Source organism: Brachybacterium sillae, assembly GCF_025028335.1.
Taxonomy (GTDB): Bacteria; Actinomycetota; Actinomycetes; order Actinomycetales; family Dermabacteraceae; genus Brachybacterium; species Brachybacterium sillae.
The window spans coordinates 1,078,026-1,095,508 of record NZ_JAFEUW010000001.1 but is presented as its reverse complement, the minus strand read 5'-3'; the positions used below and the strand labels follow the sequence as shown (position 1 = coordinate 1,095,508).

At 72.3% G+C, this 17,483-nt stretch carries 15 protein-coding genes; 9 read left to right on the top strand and 6 right to left on the bottom strand.

Annotation, left to right across the window (positions count from 1 at the left end):
- Positions 1-42 precede the first annotated feature (42 nt).
- From JSY14_RS05075 to cls, 5 genes are all read left to right on the top strand, one after another.
- On the top strand, positions 43-927 hold the full coding sequence (locus JSY14_RS05075; protein ID WP_259557680.1) for a transporter substrate-binding domain-containing protein: 885 nt from the start codon (positions 43-45) through the stop codon (positions 925-927).
- Positions 928-932: 5 nt separating this feature from the next.
- A complete protein-coding gene (locus tag JSY14_RS05070) occupies positions 933-1,601 on the top strand; it encodes an amino acid ABC transporter permease (protein ID WP_259557679.1) in 669 nt (222 codons plus the stop codon).
- Positions 1,585-2,355, top strand: coding sequence for an amino acid ABC transporter ATP-binding protein (locus tag JSY14_RS05065; RefSeq protein WP_259557678.1), 771 nt, complete (start codon positions 1,585-1,587; stop codon positions 2,353-2,355). Before JSY14_RS05070 ends, JSY14_RS05065 begins: the two co-directional genes overlap by 17 nt.
- Positions 2,356-2,487: 132 nt before the next feature.
- Entirely contained in the window at positions 2,488-3,429 is a 942-nt protein-coding gene (locus JSY14_RS05060; RefSeq protein ID WP_259557677.1) for a Bax inhibitor-1/YccA family protein, read from the top strand.
- Positions 3,430-3,566: 137 nt separating this feature from the next.
- On the top strand, positions 3,567-5,063 hold the full coding sequence (gene cls / locus JSY14_RS05055; RefSeq protein ID WP_432803601.1) for a cardiolipin synthase: 1,497 nt from the start codon (positions 3,567-3,569) through the stop codon (positions 5,061-5,063).
- 24 nt (positions 5,064-5,087) lie between these two features.
- Here cls and JSY14_RS05050 read toward each other — a convergent pair whose 3' ends face one another.
- Entirely contained in the window at positions 5,088-5,984 is an 897-nt protein-coding gene (locus tag JSY14_RS05050) for a hypothetical protein (protein WP_259557676.1), read from the bottom strand.
- A gap of 45 nt (positions 5,985-6,029) precedes the next feature.
- On the bottom strand, positions 6,030-7,166 hold the full coding sequence (locus tag JSY14_RS05045) for a glycoside hydrolase family 3 N-terminal domain-containing protein (protein WP_259557675.1): 1,137 nt from the start codon (positions 7,164-7,166) through the stop codon (positions 6,030-6,032).
- 39 nt (positions 7,167-7,205) lie between these two features.
- Between JSY14_RS05045 and JSY14_RS05040 the strand changes: the two genes are divergently transcribed.
- Genes JSY14_RS05040 through JSY14_RS05030 form a run of 3 tightly spaced genes read left to right on the top strand, consistent with a single transcriptional unit; the run spans position 7,206 to position 11,220 of the window.
- Positions 7,206-7,769 carry a hypothetical protein gene (locus JSY14_RS05040; protein WP_259557674.1) on the top strand — a complete coding sequence of 188 codons (564 nt, stop codon included), beginning with the start codon at positions 7,206-7,208 and terminating at the stop codon, positions 7,767-7,769.
- The gene (locus tag JSY14_RS05035) at positions 7,766-9,895 is read left to right on the top strand and encodes a prolyl oligopeptidase family serine peptidase (RefSeq protein ID WP_259557673.1); all 2,130 of its coding nucleotides are present in this window, start codon (positions 7,766-7,768) and stop codon (positions 9,893-9,895) included. Before JSY14_RS05040 ends, JSY14_RS05035 begins: the two co-directional genes overlap by 4 nt.
- Positions 9,892-11,220, top strand: a complete 1,329-nt coding sequence (locus tag JSY14_RS05030) for an alpha/beta fold hydrolase (protein ID WP_259557672.1) — start codon at positions 9,892-9,894, stop codon at positions 11,218-11,220. Before JSY14_RS05035 ends, JSY14_RS05030 begins: the two co-directional genes overlap by 4 nt.
- Positions 11,221-11,246: 26 nt before the next feature.
- Here JSY14_RS05030 and JSY14_RS05025 read toward each other — a convergent pair whose 3' ends face one another.
- Positions 11,247-12,617 (bottom strand): DUF2079 domain-containing protein, encoded by a 1,371-nt coding sequence (locus JSY14_RS05025; protein WP_259557671.1) that lies wholly within the window; start codon positions 12,615-12,617, stop codon positions 11,247-11,249.
- 22 nt (positions 12,618-12,639) lie between these two features.
- A complete protein-coding gene (gene msrA, locus JSY14_RS05020; RefSeq protein ID WP_259557670.1) occupies positions 12,640-13,311 on the bottom strand; it encodes a peptide-methionine (S)-S-oxide reductase MsrA in 672 nt (223 codons plus the stop codon).
- 173 nt (positions 13,312-13,484) lie between these two features.
- On the opposite strand from msrA, the gene JSY14_RS05015 reads away from it, so the two are divergent.
- Positions 13,485-15,305 (top strand): HNH endonuclease signature motif containing protein, encoded by a 1,821-nt coding sequence (locus JSY14_RS05015; RefSeq protein ID WP_259557669.1) that lies wholly within the window; start codon positions 13,485-13,487, stop codon positions 15,303-15,305.
- Between the two features lie 10 nt (positions 15,306-15,315).
- Here JSY14_RS05015 and JSY14_RS05010 read toward each other — a convergent pair whose 3' ends face one another.
- Positions 15,316-16,554, bottom strand: coding sequence for a class I SAM-dependent methyltransferase (locus tag JSY14_RS05010; protein WP_432803649.1), 1,239 nt, complete (start codon positions 16,552-16,554; stop codon positions 15,316-15,318).
- Positions 16,541-17,479 carry a quinone oxidoreductase family protein gene (locus JSY14_RS05005; protein ID WP_259557667.1) on the bottom strand — a complete coding sequence of 313 codons (939 nt, stop codon included), beginning with the start codon at positions 17,477-17,479 and terminating at the stop codon, positions 16,541-16,543. Before JSY14_RS05005 ends, JSY14_RS05010 begins: the two co-directional genes overlap by 14 nt.
- Between the last annotated feature and the right edge of the window lie 4 nt (positions 17,480-17,483).

Below are 17,483 nucleotides of genomic sequence, written 5' to 3'. Positions count from 1 at the left end.
CCCCCGCACCCCCGTCCGCCGCCCTCCCGAAGGAGCACCCCCATGACCCGACCCCTCGATCCCCGCGCCACCCGCCGCAGCGCCCTCGCCCTCGGCGGCACCTCCGCCCTCGCTCTCGTCCTCGCCGCCTGCGGCCCCGCCCAGCAGCGCGGCGCCGACGGGCAGGTCGCCCCCGCCTCGGGGGCCGCCAGTGACGGTGGCGGCAGCCCCGCCGCGGAGGACCTGCTGCAGCGCATCACCAGCACGAAGCGCGTCCGCATCGGCCTGGAGGGCACCTACCGGCCCTACGCGTTCCACGACGACAGCGGCGCCCTGGTCGGCTTCGAGAAGGAGATCGCTGACGCCATCGCGCAGCAGCTGGGGGCGACCCCCGAGTACATCGAGACCGAATGGGACTCCCTCATCGCGGGCCTGGATGTCGACAAGTACGACCTCGTCATCAACAACGTCGGCATCACCCCGGAGCGGCAGGAGAAGTACCTCTTCACCCAGCCGTACGCCCGATCCGTCGGCCGGGTCGCCGTCCCGCAGGACTCCGACATCCGCACCCTCGCCGACCTCGAGGGCCGTCGCGCCGCCCAGTCCGCCACCAGCAACTGGGCCGCCCAGATGACCGACCTGGGGGCGCAGATCCTGCCGGTGCAGGGCTTCGCCGAGGCGATGGAGCTCCTGACCGCCGGCCGCGCGGACGCCACCGCCAACGACATCGTCTCCTTCCAGACCTACCAGGAGGAGCACCCTGACGCGCCCTTCCGGCTGCTGGAGGAGGAACTGCCCGGGGACACCGAGGTCGGGATCATCCTCCCGCGCGGCCAGGAACCGCTGCAGCAGCGTCTGGACGAGATCCTCACCTCCCTGCAGGAGGACGGCACCCTCACCCGGATCTACACGGAGTGGACCGGGGTCGACCTCTCCCCGACGGCCTGATCTCCATGGATCGCGCCCTCGAGATCTGGGTCGCCTCCCTGCCCCGACTGCTGGAGGCGGCCCTGCGGGTCACCGTCCCGCTGTCCCTGGTCAGCTTCGCCATCGCCCTGGTGATCGCCGTGCTCGTGGCCCTCGTGCGCCTGTACGGGCCGCGGCCGCTGGCCGCACTCGGCTGGCTGTACGTGTGGGTGTTCCGCGGCACCCCGCTGGTGGTGCAGCTGTTCATCGTGTTCTACGGGCTGCCGAACCTGGGCATCGTGCTGAGCGCCTGGGCGGCGGCCATCGTGACCCTCGCGCTGAACACCGGTGCCTACGCCTCGGAGGCCGTGCGCGCCTCGATCCTGTCGATCCCGCGCGGTCAGTTCGAGGCCGCCCGCACCCTGAACCTGTCCTCGCGGGACACCTTCGCGCACGTGGTGGCCCCGCAGGCCCTGCGGATCGCCCTGCCGCCGCTGGCGAACGACTTCATCGACCTGGTCAAGGGCACCAGTCTGGTCTTCGCCATCACCATCGTGGACGTGTTCCAGGTGGGGCGACAGATCGCCGCCGCGAACTTCGAACCGATGGTGATGTATGTCGAGGTGGCCGCGATCTACCTCGTGATCGTGTCGCTGCTGAGCCTGCTGCAGTCCCTGCTGGAGAGGAAGGTGTCCACCCATGTCCGCACGGCCTGAGCGTCCGGCGGGGCCCTCGCTGCGCCTGGAGGGAGTGCGGATGGTCTTCGGTGACCTGGTCGCGCTCGATGACGTCTCCCTCGAGGTCCCGGCCGGCCGCACCACGGTGCTGCTGGGCCCCTCCGGTTCGGGGAAGTCGACCCTGCTGCGCTCCATCAACCTGCTGGAGCGCCCGCAGGCGGGCGTGCTCGACGTCGGTGACGGGCCGGTCCGTCTCGGCCCTGAGCTCACCGAGCGGCAGGTGCGGACGGTCCGCTCCCGCTCCACCATGGTGTTCCAGCAGTTCAACCTGTTCAGCCATCTCACGGCGCTGGGGAACGTGACGCTGGCGCCGCGCCGGGTCCGGGGCCTCGCAGCGCGTGAGGCCGAGGAGCAGGGCCGCGCGCTGCTGGCGAAGGTCGGTCTGGCCGACAAGGCCGATGCCTACCCGGACCGGCTCTCCGGTGGTCAGCAACAACGCGTCGCGATCGCCCGCGCCCTCGCCATGGACCCCGACTTCCTGCTGTTCGACGAACCCACCAGTGCCCTCGACCCCGAGCTCGCGGCGGAGGTGGTCGAGGTCCTCGCGGATCTGGCCGCGGAGGGACGCACCCTGGTGGTCGTCACCCACTCCCTGCCCTTCGCACGGCGCGTCGCCGACCAGGTGGTGTTCCTGGAAGGGGGACGGGTGATCAGCGCCGGCGGCCCCGACTCGTTCTTCGCGTCCGACGACCCGCGACTGCGGCGTTTCCGCGAGATGATCGGCTCGGTGTGAGCGCCCGGCCCGGGAGCCCCGGGCCGATCGGTACGTCATGCACATCACGGGAAGATCCGGCGGACTCCCGGCGTTACTAGGATGGACGTGCCCGCCGGGCACCGCCATTCCGTCCCGTTCGTGAGGAGCGCCATGGCCCGTCACAATTCCTTCCTTTCCGGCGACCGAGCCTTCACCCAGGAGGCCCCGTCGTACGTCTATGGCGCACCCGCGCCCCAGTTCGGTCAGCAGCCGCAGTTCGGCCAGCAGCACTACGGCCAGCAGCAGTTCGGGGGCCAGTACGGTGCGCCCGCCCCGCAGTACGGGCAGCAGGCGCCGAACCCCGCCGACCTCGAGGCGATGTACGCCCGGCCCGCCGCCACGGGCCACGACACCGGGCGCATGACGATGCCGGACGTGCTCAACGCGCTCACGGTCACCCTCGGCCTGACCCTGGTCACCGGTGCGAGCGTGGTGGGCCTGTTCATGCTGCTGCCGGTGTTCGGCGGCCCGAACGGAGCGGCCGTGGCCCAGCTGGTGGCCATGGGTGCCCTGGGCATCGGCCTCATCGGCGGCCTGATCACCGGTCTGGTCAACGCCTTCATGCGCATGCCGTCCGCGCCGCTGGTCATCGCCTACGGCTTCTTCGAGGGTCTGCTGCTGGGCGGCCTCACCGCCCCGCTCGACGCCATCTACCCGATGATCGGCGTGCAGGCCGTGGTCGGCACCCTCGCGGTGGCCGGGACGGTGCTGGTGCTGTACCGCATGGGCATCCTGCGCACCTCCCCGGTGCTCACGAAGATCTTCATGGTGGCGATGCTCGCCTACCTGCTCTTCGGCCTGGTCAACATCGGTTTCATGCTCTTCGCCGACGTCAGCCTGCGTGGTGGCATGGTCGGCCTCGCCGTCGGTGCCCTGGCCGTGCTGATGGCCTCCTACTCGCTGGTCATGGACTTCGAGGACGTCGAGCGCGGCATCCGCAACGGCGTGCCGCGGAAGATGGCCTGGCGCTGCGCCTTCGCGCTGACCGCCACCCTCGTCTGGATGTACCTGGAGATTCTCCGCATCCTGTCCATCCTGCGCGGCAACGACTGACCGCCCCCGCGCGACCACCGCACGGCGGATCCTCCGCCGACCGCCCACGACGGCGGGGCCCTTCGGGGCCCCGCCGTCGTACTATCCGGTGACCGCCGTGGCGAGCCCGCCGCCGCGGGGAGAGCACGAGGAGAGATGTGGATCTGCTGACGGCACCCTTCGCATGGCTCCCCGACAACTGGGGCGTCACGGCCACCTGGATCTACGGGATCATCGACGTGTTGCTGCGCCTCACCGCGATCGTGGTGGTGCCCCGCAACCGTCGACCGGGCTCCGCCATGGCCTGGCTGCTCGCGATCATGGTGCTCCCACTGGTCGGATTCCCGCTCTACCTGCTGCTCGGCAAGGCGGAGCTACCGCGCAAGCGCCGGGCCAAGCAGCGCACCGTCAACCGGCTCCTCGAGCAGCGCGCCCGGGAGGTGCCCGCCGCCCGCCCCGATCCCAGCACCGCCAGCTGGCTCACCTCCGCGGTGCGGCTCAACGAGAAGCTCGGAGCCCTACCGCTCACCGGTCACAACCAGGTGGAGCTGGTCACCGAGTACGACGAGTCCATCGCCCGCATGACCGCCGACGTGCGCGCCGCGAAGCGTCAGGTCCATGTGCTCTTCTACACGATGGGTCTCGACGACACGACCGAGGACTTCCTGGCAGCCCTGGGGGAGGCCGCCGACCGTGGAGTCACGGTCCGGGTGCTGTACGACCACCTCGGATCGATCACCCCGTGGCGTCCGTACCGGCGGATGAAACACGCCCTGCGCGCCCACGGCATCGAGCACTACGCGATGATGCCGGTCAAGCCCTTCCGCGACGGCGCGTTCCAGCGGCCCGATCTGCGCAACCACCGCAAGATGGTGGTGGTCGACGCGGAGGTCGGCTGGATGGGCAGCCAGAACATGATCGCCCCCCACTACGACAAGCGGGCGAACATCCGGCGCGGTCTGCGCTGGCAGGAGACCATGGCGCGTCTGCGCGGCCCCATCGTCTCGGAGCTGAACCTGCTGTTCGCCGCGGACTGGTTCTACGAGTCCGGGGACATGCTGCCGGAGTCGGACCTGGTGCATCCCGACCCGGACGTCTCCGGGGAGGTCGAATGCCAGCTGGTGCCCAGCGGCCCCGGCTTCGTGCAGGAGAACAACCTGCTGCTGTTCAACCAGCTGCTCTACAGCGCGCAGCGGCGTGTCGTGGCTGTCAGCCCCTATTTCGTGCCCGACGAGTCGATGTTGCAGGCCTTCGTGGTGGCCGCGAAACGGGGCGTCGAGGTGGAGCTGTTCGTCTGTGAGATCGGGGACCAGTTCCTCGTATTCCACGCCCAGCGCTCCTACTACGAGGAGCTGCTGGAGGCGGGGGTGCGGATCCACCTGTACCGCCCCCCGCACATCCTCCACGCCAAGCACCTCAGCATCGATGACTCCGTGGCCGTCATCGGGTCCTCCAACATGGACATCCGCTCGTTCCTGCTGGACATGGAATGCTCCCTGATGGTCGGCGGCACCGATGTCCTCGGCCTGGTGAGGGAGGTCGAGGAGCTGTACCGCTCCCGCAGCCGGGAGCTCAGCCTGGAGGAGTGGCGCAACCGCCCCTGGGCCGTGCAGCGGCTCGACGACATCTGTCGCCTCGCCTCGTGGGTGGTGTGACCGGCGGAGGCGTGCGGTCCGCCCTCACCCGGTGACGCGGAGGCTCCCCAGGATCGCCTCGAGGTCCGTCGCGTGCTGCGGCACATCGGCCGCCACATCGGAGGCCAGCCCGCTGGGTCCGCCCGGGGTGTCGACCACCATGGCGGTGACGGTGGAGGCGGAGGTGGTCGACAGCTGCCGCTCCTCGAAGTGGTACGTGGCCTGCACGATCCACGCATCGCGGCCGTCGACCGTCGTCGGCTCGCTGCGGTAGTCGGTGATGGTGGGGTTCTCCCCGAACATGTCGAGCACGCCCGCGCTGGTGGCGTAGCACTGGAAGATCGCCACGGCGGCCGGTTCCATCCCCGGGAAACCGCCCTCCTCCTGGGGGAACTCCACGCGACCCAGCGCGACCACCGAGTACCAGGAGCCCTCGACGTGCCGTGCCTGGGCGGAGACGCCCGTGAGGTAGGAGGCGTCGCTGAAGCCCCACTCGGTGTCCCATCCGCGGGGGATCGTGTAGCTCAGGCCACCACCCGTCAGCGTGTCGCCGCGGCGGCCCGGCCCGGGGGGACCGCCCGGCACCGTGCATTCCGCGGTCGGCGCCTGGGTGAAGATCGGAGGCGGCGGGGCGATGTCGGGGTCGTTCGGATTCGGGATGTACTCCCCGCCGCTGCTGCGCGACGGGTTCGCCGGGCCGGGCGCGGACGGGCCCGCGGTCGGCAGCGGGTCGTCCCTCAGCACCCCGCGAAACACGGTCTGCGACAGCACCAGCGCAAGGATCGCCAGCAGGACGACGGCGGTGCCCGCCACACCCAGCACGATCGCGAGGGAGCGGCGCGGCGGCCGCTGGGGTGCGTCGTCGTCCCGTTCGGGCGCATCCCCTCCGCTGCGCCCGGCGGCGCTCAGATCAGGCAGCCCGCCCGTGGGTCCCTGGCTCACCCTCACACCTCCCCGGCTGTGGAGCCTGCTGCGCCCGCGATTCTCTCACGCACCGGCGAGCGCGACCCGGAGCACCCGGGAGGCGCTGCGGCGCACCCGCTGCTCCTGTTCGGCGCCCGACCGGGCGTACTCCACCACCGCGGCGACGAGCTCCTCGGCGATCCCCGGGTCGGCGGTGAGCACCGCATCGCCCCCGGCATCGAGCAGCCGGGTGGCGCGCTCCGCGACGGGCACGTCCTGCACCGCCTGGGCCGCGCCGATGTCGTCGGTGACCACCAGGCCGTCCCAGCCGAGGCGGCCGCGCAGCACGTCCTCGATCACGATGCGGGAGAACATGGCCGGGGTCTCCGGGTCGATCTTCGAGTAGATCGCGGAGGAGACCATCACCGCGCGGGCCCCGGCGTCGATCCCGCTGCGGAACGCCTCCAGCACCTCGTCCTCCGCGTGGGTGCGGTCGTCCTCGATGCCGTCGGCGGCGTGGTCGGTGTTGGATCGCACCCGCCCCAGACCCGGGAAATGCTTCAACGTGGCGCCCACCCGGTGCTGTGCCAGACCCTCCACAGCGGCGGCGACGCACGCCGCCGCCTCCTGCGGGTCGGTGCCGAACCCGCGGTCGAGCTCCCCGACAGGGGCGTTGTCGTCCCCCAGTTCCGGGTCCACCACGTCGGCGACGGGTGCCAGCGCCAGACCGATACCGCGGGCGGCGAGGTCCTCTCCGATGCTCACGTAGGCCTCACGCACCGCGTCGGGTCCCTGCTCTCCGAGCTCCTCCGCCGAGGGGGTCTCCCGGGCCGCGTCCCCGCGCAGCATGCGGATCCGCCCGCCCTCCTGGTCCACCGCGATCACCGGCGGGGGCAGCCGCAGGCCCGCCCGGTCCCCGCGCTGCCCAGCCTGCTCGACCACCCGGTCGACCTCGGTGGCGGACTCCCACACCCCCAACAGGAACCATCCTCCGAGCGGCAGGTCGGTCCGCAGCGGCTCCTGCCCTGCGGGGATCGCGCACCACACCAGCTGCGCGGCGGCGGCCTCCAGGGGAAGGTCGGCGACCGGATCGGGGGATGGCGAGGCCGACGGGCTCGTCGCGGACCCCGTCGACGGGCCGGACGCGGGGGTGGTGTCGGGCCGCGAACAGGCCGCGAGCCCGCCGAGGGTGAGCAGGGGCAGGAGGGTGCGACGGCGCATCCCGCCAGTGTCCCATCCCTGCGCGGATAGGGTGGTGACATGCCCGACACATCGCCGTTGCCGCCCCGCGCCGCCGCGATCGAGAGCGCCACCGGCACCCCGTTCCGGGAGTGGGCGCAGATGCTCGACGAGGCGGGTGCCCGGGCCATGGACCACGCGGAGATCGTGCGAACCCTGCGTGCGGGCGGCCGGCTCGACAGTGACTGGTGGGCACAGTCGCTCACCGTCGCGTACGAGCAGTGGATCGGCCGCCGGGTCGTCGGCCAGACCTGCGACGGCGCCTTCAACGCCTCCGCCTCCCGCACTCTGCCGCTGGACCCCGACACCGCCCGCGACACCTGGGACGCCTTCCTCACCCCGCAGCTCCAGGAGCTGGGACTGTCCGATGTGCGCACCAGCGACACCCCACGCTGGCGCTACTGGCGGGCGAACGTCGCCGACGGCAGCACCCTGTCGGTGAATATCAGCGCCAAGGACCAGGGCCGCAGCGTCCTCGCCATCACCCATGACCGCCTCGAGGACGCCGACGCCCGCGACGCCTGGAAGGCCCGGTGGGCGCAGGTGCTCACCGCCTTCCTCGCCCATCTGAAGGAGACCCAATGACGACCGAGCCCCGCCTGCCCGCCCCCGACGGCAGCGACGATCCATGGTTGTTCCTCGAGGACGTCACCGGTGACGAGGCCCTCGCCTGGGTGCGGGAGCGCAACGCCGAGACCGAACAGGAGCTCGACGCCCTCCCGCTGACCGCCACCCTCCAGCAGGAGATCCGGGAGATCCTCGACGCGCCCGATCGCATCCCCGGTGTCACCCTGCGCGGTGAGCACGTCTACAACCTGTGGACTGACGCTGGGCACGAGCGCGGCCTGTGGCGGCGCACCACTCTGGAGGACTACCGCCGCGATCAGCCCGACTGGGAGGTGCTGCTCGACGTCGACGCCCTCGGGCGGGAGGAACAGGAGAGCTGGGTGTGGCACGGTGCCCGGCTGCTGCGCCCCGCCGAGGGTGAACCCTACCGGCGTGCTCTGGTGACCCTCTCCCGCGGCGGTTCCGACGCCGACGTCACCCGCGAGTTCGACCTCGAGAGCCGTCGCTTCGTGGCACCCCCGGCCGAGGCGGGTGAGGGCTTCGTGCGCCCCGAGGCGAAGGGCTCCGTCAGCTGGGTCGACGCCGACACCGTCCTGGTGTGCACCGAGGTGGGGGAGGGCTCCACCACCACCTCCGGGTACCCCCGGCAGGCGCGTCTGTGGCGCCGCGGCCAGGACCTTGCCGAGGCCCAGATCGTGTTCGAGGGAGCCCGTGATGACATGGGCATCTGGGCCTCCCACGACTCCACCCCCGGGTACGAGCGCGACTGGGTGATCCAGGCCCACGCCTTCTACGACACCACCCTGCACCTGCTGGACCGCAGCACCGAACCGCCCACCACCACCGCGCTACCGGTGCCGCGTGACATGGAGGCCGGGGCCCACCGCGACCTGGCGATCCTCACCCCCCGCAGCGACTGGACCGTGGGGGAGGAGACCTTCCCCGCCGGGTCCGTCGTCGTCGGCGACCTCGATGCACTGCTGGCGGGCGAGCCGCGTCTGCACCTGCTGTTCGCCCCCACCGAGCGCTCCTCCCTGGCCGGCATGGCCCTCACCCGCGGCACCGTGGTGCTGTCGATCCTCGAGGATGTCGTCCACCGCCTCGAGGTGCACCACCGCACCGCTGACGGACAGTGGCAGTCCCGTGACCTGTTCCCGGAGCTGCGCGGCACCCTCGAGGTCGCCGCCGTCGACTCCGATCACGACGACCGGCTGTGGCTCACCGTCACCGACTTCGTCGAGCCCACCCGCCTGCTGCTGGCCGACCTCGCCCCGGTGCTCGACGGCGAGGATCCGGAGGAGCCGCAGCTGGTGAAGGCCGCTCCCGCCCGCTTCGACGCCACCGGTGTGGAGGTCACCCAGCATTTTGCCACCAGCGCCGACGGCACCCGGGTGCCGTACTTCGAGGTCGGCGCCGCCGACGGCTCGGGAGACGACGCCGCCCCGCGGCCGACACTGCTGTACGGCTATGGCGGCTTCGAGATCTCCCTGACCCCCAGCTACCTGGGGCCGATCGGCAAGGCCTGGGTGGAACGTGGCGGCACCTACGTGCTGGCGAACATCCGCGGCGGTGGCGAGTACGGCCCCCGCTGGCACCAGGCCGCCCTGAAGGAGAACCGCCCGCGCGCCTACGAGGACTTCGAGGCGGTGGCCCGGGACCTGGTGGAGCGGGGCGTCACCGACACCGCCCACCTGGCCGTGCGCGGCGGCTCCAACGGCGGCCTGCTCACCGGCAACATGCTCACCCGCTCCCCGGAACTGTTCGGCGCGGTGGTGATCCAGGTGCCGCTGTTGGACATGAAGCGCTACAGCCACCTGCTGGCCGGTGCCTCCTGGATGGCGGAGTACGGCGACCCCGACACCGACGACTGGGAGTTCCTGCAGACCTTCAGCCCGTACCACCGGCTGCGGGAGGGTGTCACCTACCCGCCGACGCTGGTGCTGACCTCCACCCGTGACGACCGTGTGCACCCCGGCCACGCCCGCAAGTTCACCGCGGCGCTGCGCTCCCTCGGGGCGGATGTGCGCTCGTGGGAGAACATCGAGGGCGGCCACGGCGGCGCCGCCACCACTGAGCAGGCGTCCCGCATGCACGCCCTGATGTACTCCTTCCTGTGGGCGACGCTCGGCGGAGACACCCGGTGAGCACCCTGCTCGACCGGGCCGGGCAGGACGAGCTGCTGACCTCCCGCGGTGATGTGATGACGGTGCTGCGCGAGGTCGTCGACGGAGAGAGGGACCTGTTCCCCCTGCGGTACGCCCGCATGATGTCCCGCCACCACCGCCCATCCGGTGCCGTCCCCGTGCTGGTGCTGCCCGACGGCCCCGGCATCGCCTCGGTGCTGCCGTACGACGTGGTGCGCCGCCAGCTCGCTGCCCACGGCGTCGACGTGCTGATGATGGAACACCGCGGCGTCGGCCTGTCCCGTCTCGACGCCCGCGGTGACGACCTCCCCGCCCGGGCACTGCGCCTGGACCATGTGCTGGGCGACATCACGGCCGTGCTCGACCACGCCCGGGTACCGCAGGTGGCCCTGTACGGAGTGGGTTACGGCGCGCTGCTGGCGCAGGCCTTCGCCGCACGCCACCCGCAGCGGGTGCGGGCCCTGGTGCTGGACTCCCCGATGTCCGGGCCCGACGACGAGGCCGTCTCCCAACGGGCCGTGCGGCAGCAGTACTGGGAGGGCGATCAGGGCCTCGCCCCCCTGCTGCGGACGCTCGACGAGGACGGTTCCATCGCCGCCTCGGAGGCCGGGCCCGTGATCATGGCGGTCCACGAGGTCGGCGGCCCAGACGCCGTCCGGGACCTGGTGAACCTGCTGGCCGGGGGTCGCGGCCTGGTCGCCTACCAGGGGGTGCGGGACGTCCTCGCCCGCCGCTGGTTCGACGCCGCCCCGTACCTGAACGAGCGGGATCTGCTGGCGCCGATCGCGGTCGGGCAGCTGGGCATGGGGCGGCACGCCGACGGTGGACCGCTGGACCCGCTGGTCAACGCCGGGCATGACGCCTGTCGTGCCCATGAGGAGGGCGTGAGGTTCGAGGGGCTGCCGTGGGAGGCCGCGACGCTGTCCGCACAGGTGCTGGCCCCCACCCTGGTGCTCACCGGCGCCCAGGACCTCCTCACCCCGCCGCAGATCGCCCGTGACCTGGCCCGCCTCCTGCCCCGGGCGGCGCTGGTCGAGGTCCCGGGGGCCGGTCACTCCATGCTCGACTCGCACAGTCGCATCGCCCAGGTGGCGATCCGTTGGGCGGCCGTCGGGGCGGTGCGGGAGCTCGCCGATCGGGCCGAGGACCTGGCGCAACTGCCGGAGGCACCGCTGTCCCAGGTGCTGTCGGCGGGTGTGCGACTGGCGCTCGCCGCGGAGCGACTGTCCCCGTGGGCCCTGCGCCTCCAGCGGGCTCGCCTGCACCGTCTGGAGCAGCGCCGCAGTCCCACCTCGCGGTCGAGTCGGCGTGTGACCGTGCGCTGAGGCGTCGGCCCCGGGCCGGCCCGCGCTCAACGGCAGACCGTGTGGAACCCGTCGACGGAGACGACCGTCCGGAACGGCACTCCCCAGCGGTGCTCGGCCCAGGTGGCGGGGTCGCCGATGTCGCCGGGTTCCCACGGGTAGGTGAGCTCGTCGATCACCGCGCAGTCGGGAACGCGCCGGTTTACACCGTGGATCCACTGCACGTCATGACCGGGCACCATCGGTGCCAGCAGTGGCAGATCGGTCGCCACCACCGACCCCTCCGGGGCCGCGGCCATCGCGGTGCGGGCGGCGCCCAGTCGTGGTGAGGGCTCCCAGGTGTGCGGGTTGGTCAGGGCCACCAGCGGGAGGGACGCTCCCAGTACCGCGGTGGCGGCCCCGGCCGACAGCACCGACGGTCCGCGTAACCACCCGTGGGACCGCAGCGGGGTGTGGGCGAGGGCATCGACCAGCGCTGCCGTCGCGATCGGCATCAGCACCGCGCTGTAGTGCCATTCCCAGCCCCAGTAGAAGGGAACGGTGCCGGTGAAGCGCCAGGCGAGGGTCGGCAGCATCAGCAGGACCAGCGGGCTGCGCACCCCCACCACGCCGGCGGCGATCACCAGCAGCAGGACGGTGCCCCACTTCTCCGCCGGCACCAGCACCAGCCACGGGGATCCCAGTCGGTCGGTGTAGTCGTACCGGCCGGCGGTGTTCATCAGAGGAAGGATCACCGCCGTCGACAGCACGAACCAACCGACCCCCCACAGGGCGAGGCCCACGCCCTCCCGCCGATACCGCGTATGACGCCAGGCGATCACCGCCCCCAGCATCAGCACGGTGAGGCCCAGGTCCTCCTTCACGAACACCAAGGGCGCGGCCCACAGGATGCTCGCGCCCACCCGGCCGCGCAGCAGCGCCGCAAGGGAGGCCGCCAGCAGTGGCACCGCGAGCGCGATCTCGTGGAACTGGACGTCCTGCGCGGCCTGCAGCCCGAAGGAGAACGCGTAGGTCACCCCGGTCACGGTGCCCCAGGCGGGACCGAGCAGGGCCCGGGCGGCTCGGGTCAGCGGCACCGCGGAGACCCCGAACAGAGCGGCCTGGGCCCACATCAGTGCCAGGCCCGACGGCCACACCCACCACAGCGGGGCGAGCACCACCAGCGCCGGGTGGAAGTGATCGCCCAGGAGGTTCACGCCGTCGCCCTTGATCGGCACGATCGGTGCACTCAGGGTGCCGTAGGCCTTCACCAGTTCGGTGAAGATCCCCAGGTCCCAACTGGGCGCCTCGAGTGACCGCCACTGCAGGGTCGACAGCGTCCCGTACAGCACGGTCGCGACCAGCGCGATCCCGGTGGGAACCAGGATGTCGGGGGTGCGGGGGGTCGCGGCGGGGGAGTCGGGCGCGGCGGGGGTCACGTCCTCGAGGTTAGCGGCCGGTTCACCCGAGCCGGCACGCCACCCCGTTGAACCCGTGGTTGCAGTACCCGCCGGGATGCACGGCGAGGTACTGCTGGTGCTCGGGCTCCGCCGGGTAGTAGTGCCCCTCCCCGGCCTCTGCCAACGGCGCCAGCTCCGTCGTGATACGGCCTCGCCCGGCGGCGTCGAGGGCCTCCTGGTAGCGGGCGGCGGAGTCGCGCACCACCTCGCCCTGCCCGGGCTCGGTCCAGTAGACGGCGCTGCGGTACTGGGTGCCGACGTCATTGCCCTGCCGCATGGCGGTGGTGGGATCGTGCTGCTCCCAGAACTGGGTGAGGATCGCGCGCAGGGTGTCGTCACCGCCCTCGTAGACCACGCGGACGGCCTCGGCGTGTCCGGTGCGGGCCGAGAAGACCTCCTCATAGGTGGGGTTCGGGGTCCAGCCGCCCGCGTACCCGGCACTGGTCGTCACCACCTGCGGCACCTGCCACATGACGCGTTCGATGCCCCAGAAGCACCCGCCGGCCAGCACGATCTCCTGCTGTCCGGGCCCGGTGGGGGCCAGCATGTCGGTCCCCAGCACGCGATGCTCCCGCAGCAGCGGGTACGCCGGGGCGTCCCGACCGGGCAGCGCCTCCTCCCGCGGGACCATCTGCTTCTTGTGCGCGTTCAGCAGGTCGAAGTACTGCCACATGCCCCCGAGGCTAGTACGCGACCACCCTTCCCGCAAGCGGAGGTTCGTCTGTCGGGGGTGTGGTCCAGACTGGGGGTGTTCGCACGAGAGGGCGCGTGACCTGCGGTGTCACCCGGAGCGGCCGGGCCGCGGGCGGGCGCACCAGGGCTATGGGAGGGACGGAGGTGATCGCCATGGGCGGACGGACCGGAGAGTCGGAGGGAACAGACGCGGCTGCCCCGGCGATCACCCGTCGGGAACTGCTGGACCGGGCCGACGAGATCCGCCAGCGCCGCGAGTGGGCGGCCCGACACCGGCACGACCCGATCGCGCGACCGCCGCGAGGGGGATTCCGCTACGAGCGCGACTGGCCGCAGCCCACCGCCGAACTGGACCGGCCGGTGCACCTGCACGACGTGTGCGCACCGGGTCGCCGCCCCGACCTCGACGACCCGATGGCGGCGGCCTTCTGCGAGCTCGCGGAGGAACGGGCCGAGGCACGTCGCGCCGCCCAACGGTACCTGCGGCCCGCGCCGATCTCCCCGGAGACCATCGCCGAGCGCACCGGCGCCGTCGAGGACGCCCGCCGCGCCGAGACCTACCTGGCGCTGCACGAGATCGAACAGGAGCGCACCCGCCTGCACGCCCGGTACCTGCGGCGGATCGCGGAACTGCACGACATCGACGATCTCCCCGACCCCGACGACCCCCTCGGCCGAGAGGAGCGTCGCCTCGAGGCGAGCCTGCCGCTGCGCCAGACCACCTCCCGCACCGCGACCACCATCGAGCGTGCGCACCGCGCGGTGACCTTCTTCCCGCGCAGTTTCGAGCTGTTGGACCAGGGCATCTTCCCGATGGAGTGGTTCGAACGGATGCTCTCGCGCAGCGGCGACCTCGAGGACCCGGTGCTGTGGGATCGGGTCGACGAGAAGGTCGCCGCGCTCGACCTGCCGCGCCTGTCGGCCGACGCCTTCCAACGGCGGCTGCGGGAGATCCTCCTGCTGGTGCGTCACCCCGAGCCGACCCCCGATCCCGATGCCCGCCGGCGTGTTCTCCTCAGCGAACCGGATCCGGTCGCCGGGACCGTCGACCTCGTCATCACCGCGCCGATCCCCGAGGGCATCGACCTGGCCAACCGCCTCGACACCGTCGCCCGGCGGATCCGCACCGAGCAGCGGTCGGCCCTGCGCAGCATCGCCGAGCTGACCGCCCAGGGGGACGAGCACGGCGCCGCCGCGGTGGAGATCCCCTTCGATCCCGACGGCACCGCGCGCCGTACCGGCCGCCCGCTGTCACTGGCGACACTGCGATACCTGGTGCTCACGCAGTCGCTGCTGCAGCACGATCCGGTGCATGTGCCGCCCCGGTTCCGGGTGAACGTCACCGTCCCCATGCTGACCCTGCTGGGGGAGGACGCGCCCGGGTTGGTCGAGGGGCAGCATCCGATCCCGCCCGATCTCGCGCGGGAGCTCGCCACCGGCAGCACCGAGCTGTACCGGATCCTCACCGACCCGGCCACCGGCCGGTTCCTCGACGCCGACGCCACCCGGTACACCGTGGGCCGGGGGCTGCTGGAGCATCTGCGACTGCGACACCCCGTGTGTGCGACCCCCGGCTGCACCCGACCCACCCTGACGGGCGCCCAGGCTGATCACATCGAGGAGTTCGATCATCGCGATCCCGCCGCCGGCGGCCCGACGCGGTTGGAGAACCTGCATCTGCTGTGCGAGACCCACCACCAGCTGAAGACCGCTCGGCGGATCGACCCGATCCGCGGTCCCTCCCCGGGACCGACCGGTGCACCGCCCACCACCATCTGGCGGATCGGACCCGTGGAGACCACCGTCGAGGAGACCACGGACCTGCTGACCGCGGGCCGATGGCGCAGCCTGCGCGAGGCCCAGGCCTACGCGGAACGTCTGGCGCAGCGACGTACCCGCGCGGCCGAACACGCCACGACACCTGCGCACACCACGACACCCGCGCACGCCACGATCGAGCCGCCACCCTTCTGAGCGGGGCGTCTCAGGCGCGGGGTGTGCTGGCGTGGGGTGTGGCCACCACGACGCTCTGCTCGCCGGCGATGCGGGTGAGGATCAGCGTCGCCGACTCGTCCCCGAACCGGCGGGGTCGCAGTCGGCGGCGCAGCTCCTCCGGTTCGACCGCGGTGCCGCGCTTCTTGATCTCCAGGATCCCCAGCCGGTGCACCCGCAGGTAGGCCGTGAGGCGCTTCAGAGAGAACGGCATCACCTCCCGCACCGCATACCCGCGGGCGAAGGGCGTGGTCGCCGCGGTCGGCGCCGTCAGGTAGGCAATGCTCGGATCCAGGGTGTGGGCCCCCAGGTCGGCGGCCAGGCGCCCCAGCAGGCCCGCCCGGATCACCGCCCCGTCGGGGTCGTAGACATGCGCCTCGAGCGGCCCCGGGTCCGGGTCGGCCGGCACGCCCTCGGGGCCGGACGCATCCAGCCGATGCGCGCCGTCACGGTCCACCACCAGGGCACTGCGCGGCACCCCCGGGCGGGCCAGCGGACCGAACCAGCACACCGCCTCCAGCACCTGTCCGTGCCACGACAGCCACTGCGTCTCCGTGCCCTCCGGCAGGGCCTCCCGGTGGATCCCCGGCCCGAGCTTGGCGCCCACCGGCAACCGGGTGGCGATCTGCGCGACCGTCGACAGTGGGGGTTCGTACTCCTCCGGGTCGTGCAGGCGGCGGGTGCGGCCCCCGGCGGGGGTGCGTCGCGCCGGGTCCATCCACACCCCGTCCACCCGGGACAGGTCGAAGTCCTCGGCGGTGCCGAGCTCCGCCCGGGAGTCCGGGAACGGCCGCAGGTTCACGGTGGCCACCGCGACCGTCGCGGGGTCACGGTCCACCGCCGTCACCTGCAGACCCAGGGCGCTCGCCGCCATCGCATCCCCACCGATGCCGCACCCCAGATCGGCCAGGTGCTCCACCCCGGCATCGCGGAACCGGCGGGCGTGCAGCGCCGCGACCGGCAACCTGGTCGCCTGCTCTAGCCCCTGCGGGGTCAGCAGCATCGTGTCGGCGAACTCGCCGAACTTCTCCCGCGCCCGCGTCCGCAACCGCGCCTGCGTGAGCACCGCCGCGACGGTGTCGGGATCATGCCCCTGCTCCCGCAGTCGCGCCCCGAGCGCCAGGGCCTGCGATTCGTCGTACGGCGGCAGCGACTGCAGCAGCTCCCATCCGGCCGGCTGCAGCACCCGCTCCAGCTGCGTCAGCAGCGTGTCGGACTCAGGCACGGGTATCCAGCACGATCTTGCCGCGGGTGTGGCCGGTCTCCAGACGGCGGTGGGCCTCCGCGGCCTGGGCGAGCGGCAACACCGCCGACACCTCCAGCGGAAGGGTGTCGTCAGCCAGCAGCTCGAGCAGAAGCTCCAACCGGTCGCGCCCGAAGACCATCTCCGCGATCTGCGCGTCCACACCGCGCTCCCGCGCCGGAGTGAGATCCGCCAGCGACGGCAGCACCACCATCCGGCCGGCCGACGCGAGCAGAGCCAGGCTCGGCACGAACGTCGAGTGGTAGTGGGTGTCGAGCACCACGTCCACACCGCGGCCGTCGGTGGCCTCCCGCACCGCCGTGGCCCAGTCGCCGCGGTCATGCGGCACCGGTTCCGCCCCCAGCTCCCGCACCCGGTCGGCGTTCTCCGCGCGGGAGGTGGCGAGAACCCGGCCGGCGCCGGCGCGCCGCGCCAGCGGCACGAGCAGCTGGCCGACGCCACCGGTGCCGCCGTGCACCAGGACCGTGTCGCCGGGCTGCACCCGGGCCTGGTCCAGCGCACCGAGCGCGGTCAGGCCCGCGAGGCCCAACCCGCCCAGATGGGGCAGCTGGTCGCGCCGGTCCGCCAGGGAGGCCGGCACCGGCGCGACCGCGCTGGCGGGGATGACGATCTGCTCCGCATAGGTGCCGCGCAGGTCGTCGGGGGTGCGGACCCCGACCACCAGGCCGCCGCCGTCGGCGCGTTCGCCGACGAACTCCCGGCCCAGCACCGCCGGCAGCTGCAGCTGCTTCGCCAGACGGTTCGACCCGTCGCGCATCTTGTGGTCCACCGGGTTGGTGCCCGCGTAGAGCACCTGGACCAGCAGCTCGCCGTCGGCGGGTTCGGGAGTGGGGGCGTCGGTGAGGACGAGCTCCTCAGGGCCGCCGAAGGCGCGGATCTCGATCTGTCGCATCCCC

Coding starts and splice junctions, on each gene's coding strand:
- JSY14_RS05060 (WP_259557677.1), top strand. CDS start 2,488: ATGGCCCGTCACAATTCCTTCCTTTCCGGCGACCGAGCCTTCACCCAG.
- JSY14_RS05040 (WP_259557674.1), top strand. CDS start 7,206: ATGCCCGACACATCGCCGTTGCCGCCCCGCGCCGCCGCGATCGAGAGC.
- JSY14_RS05070 (WP_259557679.1), top strand. CDS start 933: ATGGATCGCGCCCTCGAGATCTGGGTCGCCTCCCTGCCCCGACTGCTG.
- JSY14_RS05015 (WP_259557669.1), top strand. CDS start 13,485: ATGGGCGGACGGACCGGAGAGTCGGAGGGAACAGACGCGGCTGCCCCG.
- msrA (WP_259557670.1), bottom strand. CDS start 13,311: ATGTGGCAGTACTTCGACCTGCTGAACGCGCACAAGAAGCAGATGGTC.
- JSY14_RS05065 (WP_259557678.1), top strand. CDS start 1,585: ATGTCCGCACGGCCTGAGCGTCCGGCGGGGCCCTCGCTGCGCCTGGAG.
- JSY14_RS05035 (WP_259557673.1), top strand. CDS start 7,766: ATGACGACCGAGCCCCGCCTGCCCGCCCCCGACGGCAGCGACGATCCA.
- JSY14_RS05075 (WP_259557680.1), top strand. CDS start 43: ATGACCCGACCCCTCGATCCCCGCGCCACCCGCCGCAGCGCCCTCGCC.
- JSY14_RS05005 (WP_259557667.1), bottom strand. CDS start 17,479: ATGCGACAGATCGAGATCCGCGCCTTCGGCGGCCCTGAGGAGCTCGTC.
- JSY14_RS05045 (WP_259557675.1), bottom strand. CDS start 7,166: ATGCGCCGTCGCACCCTCCTGCCCCTGCTCACCCTCGGCGGGCTCGCG.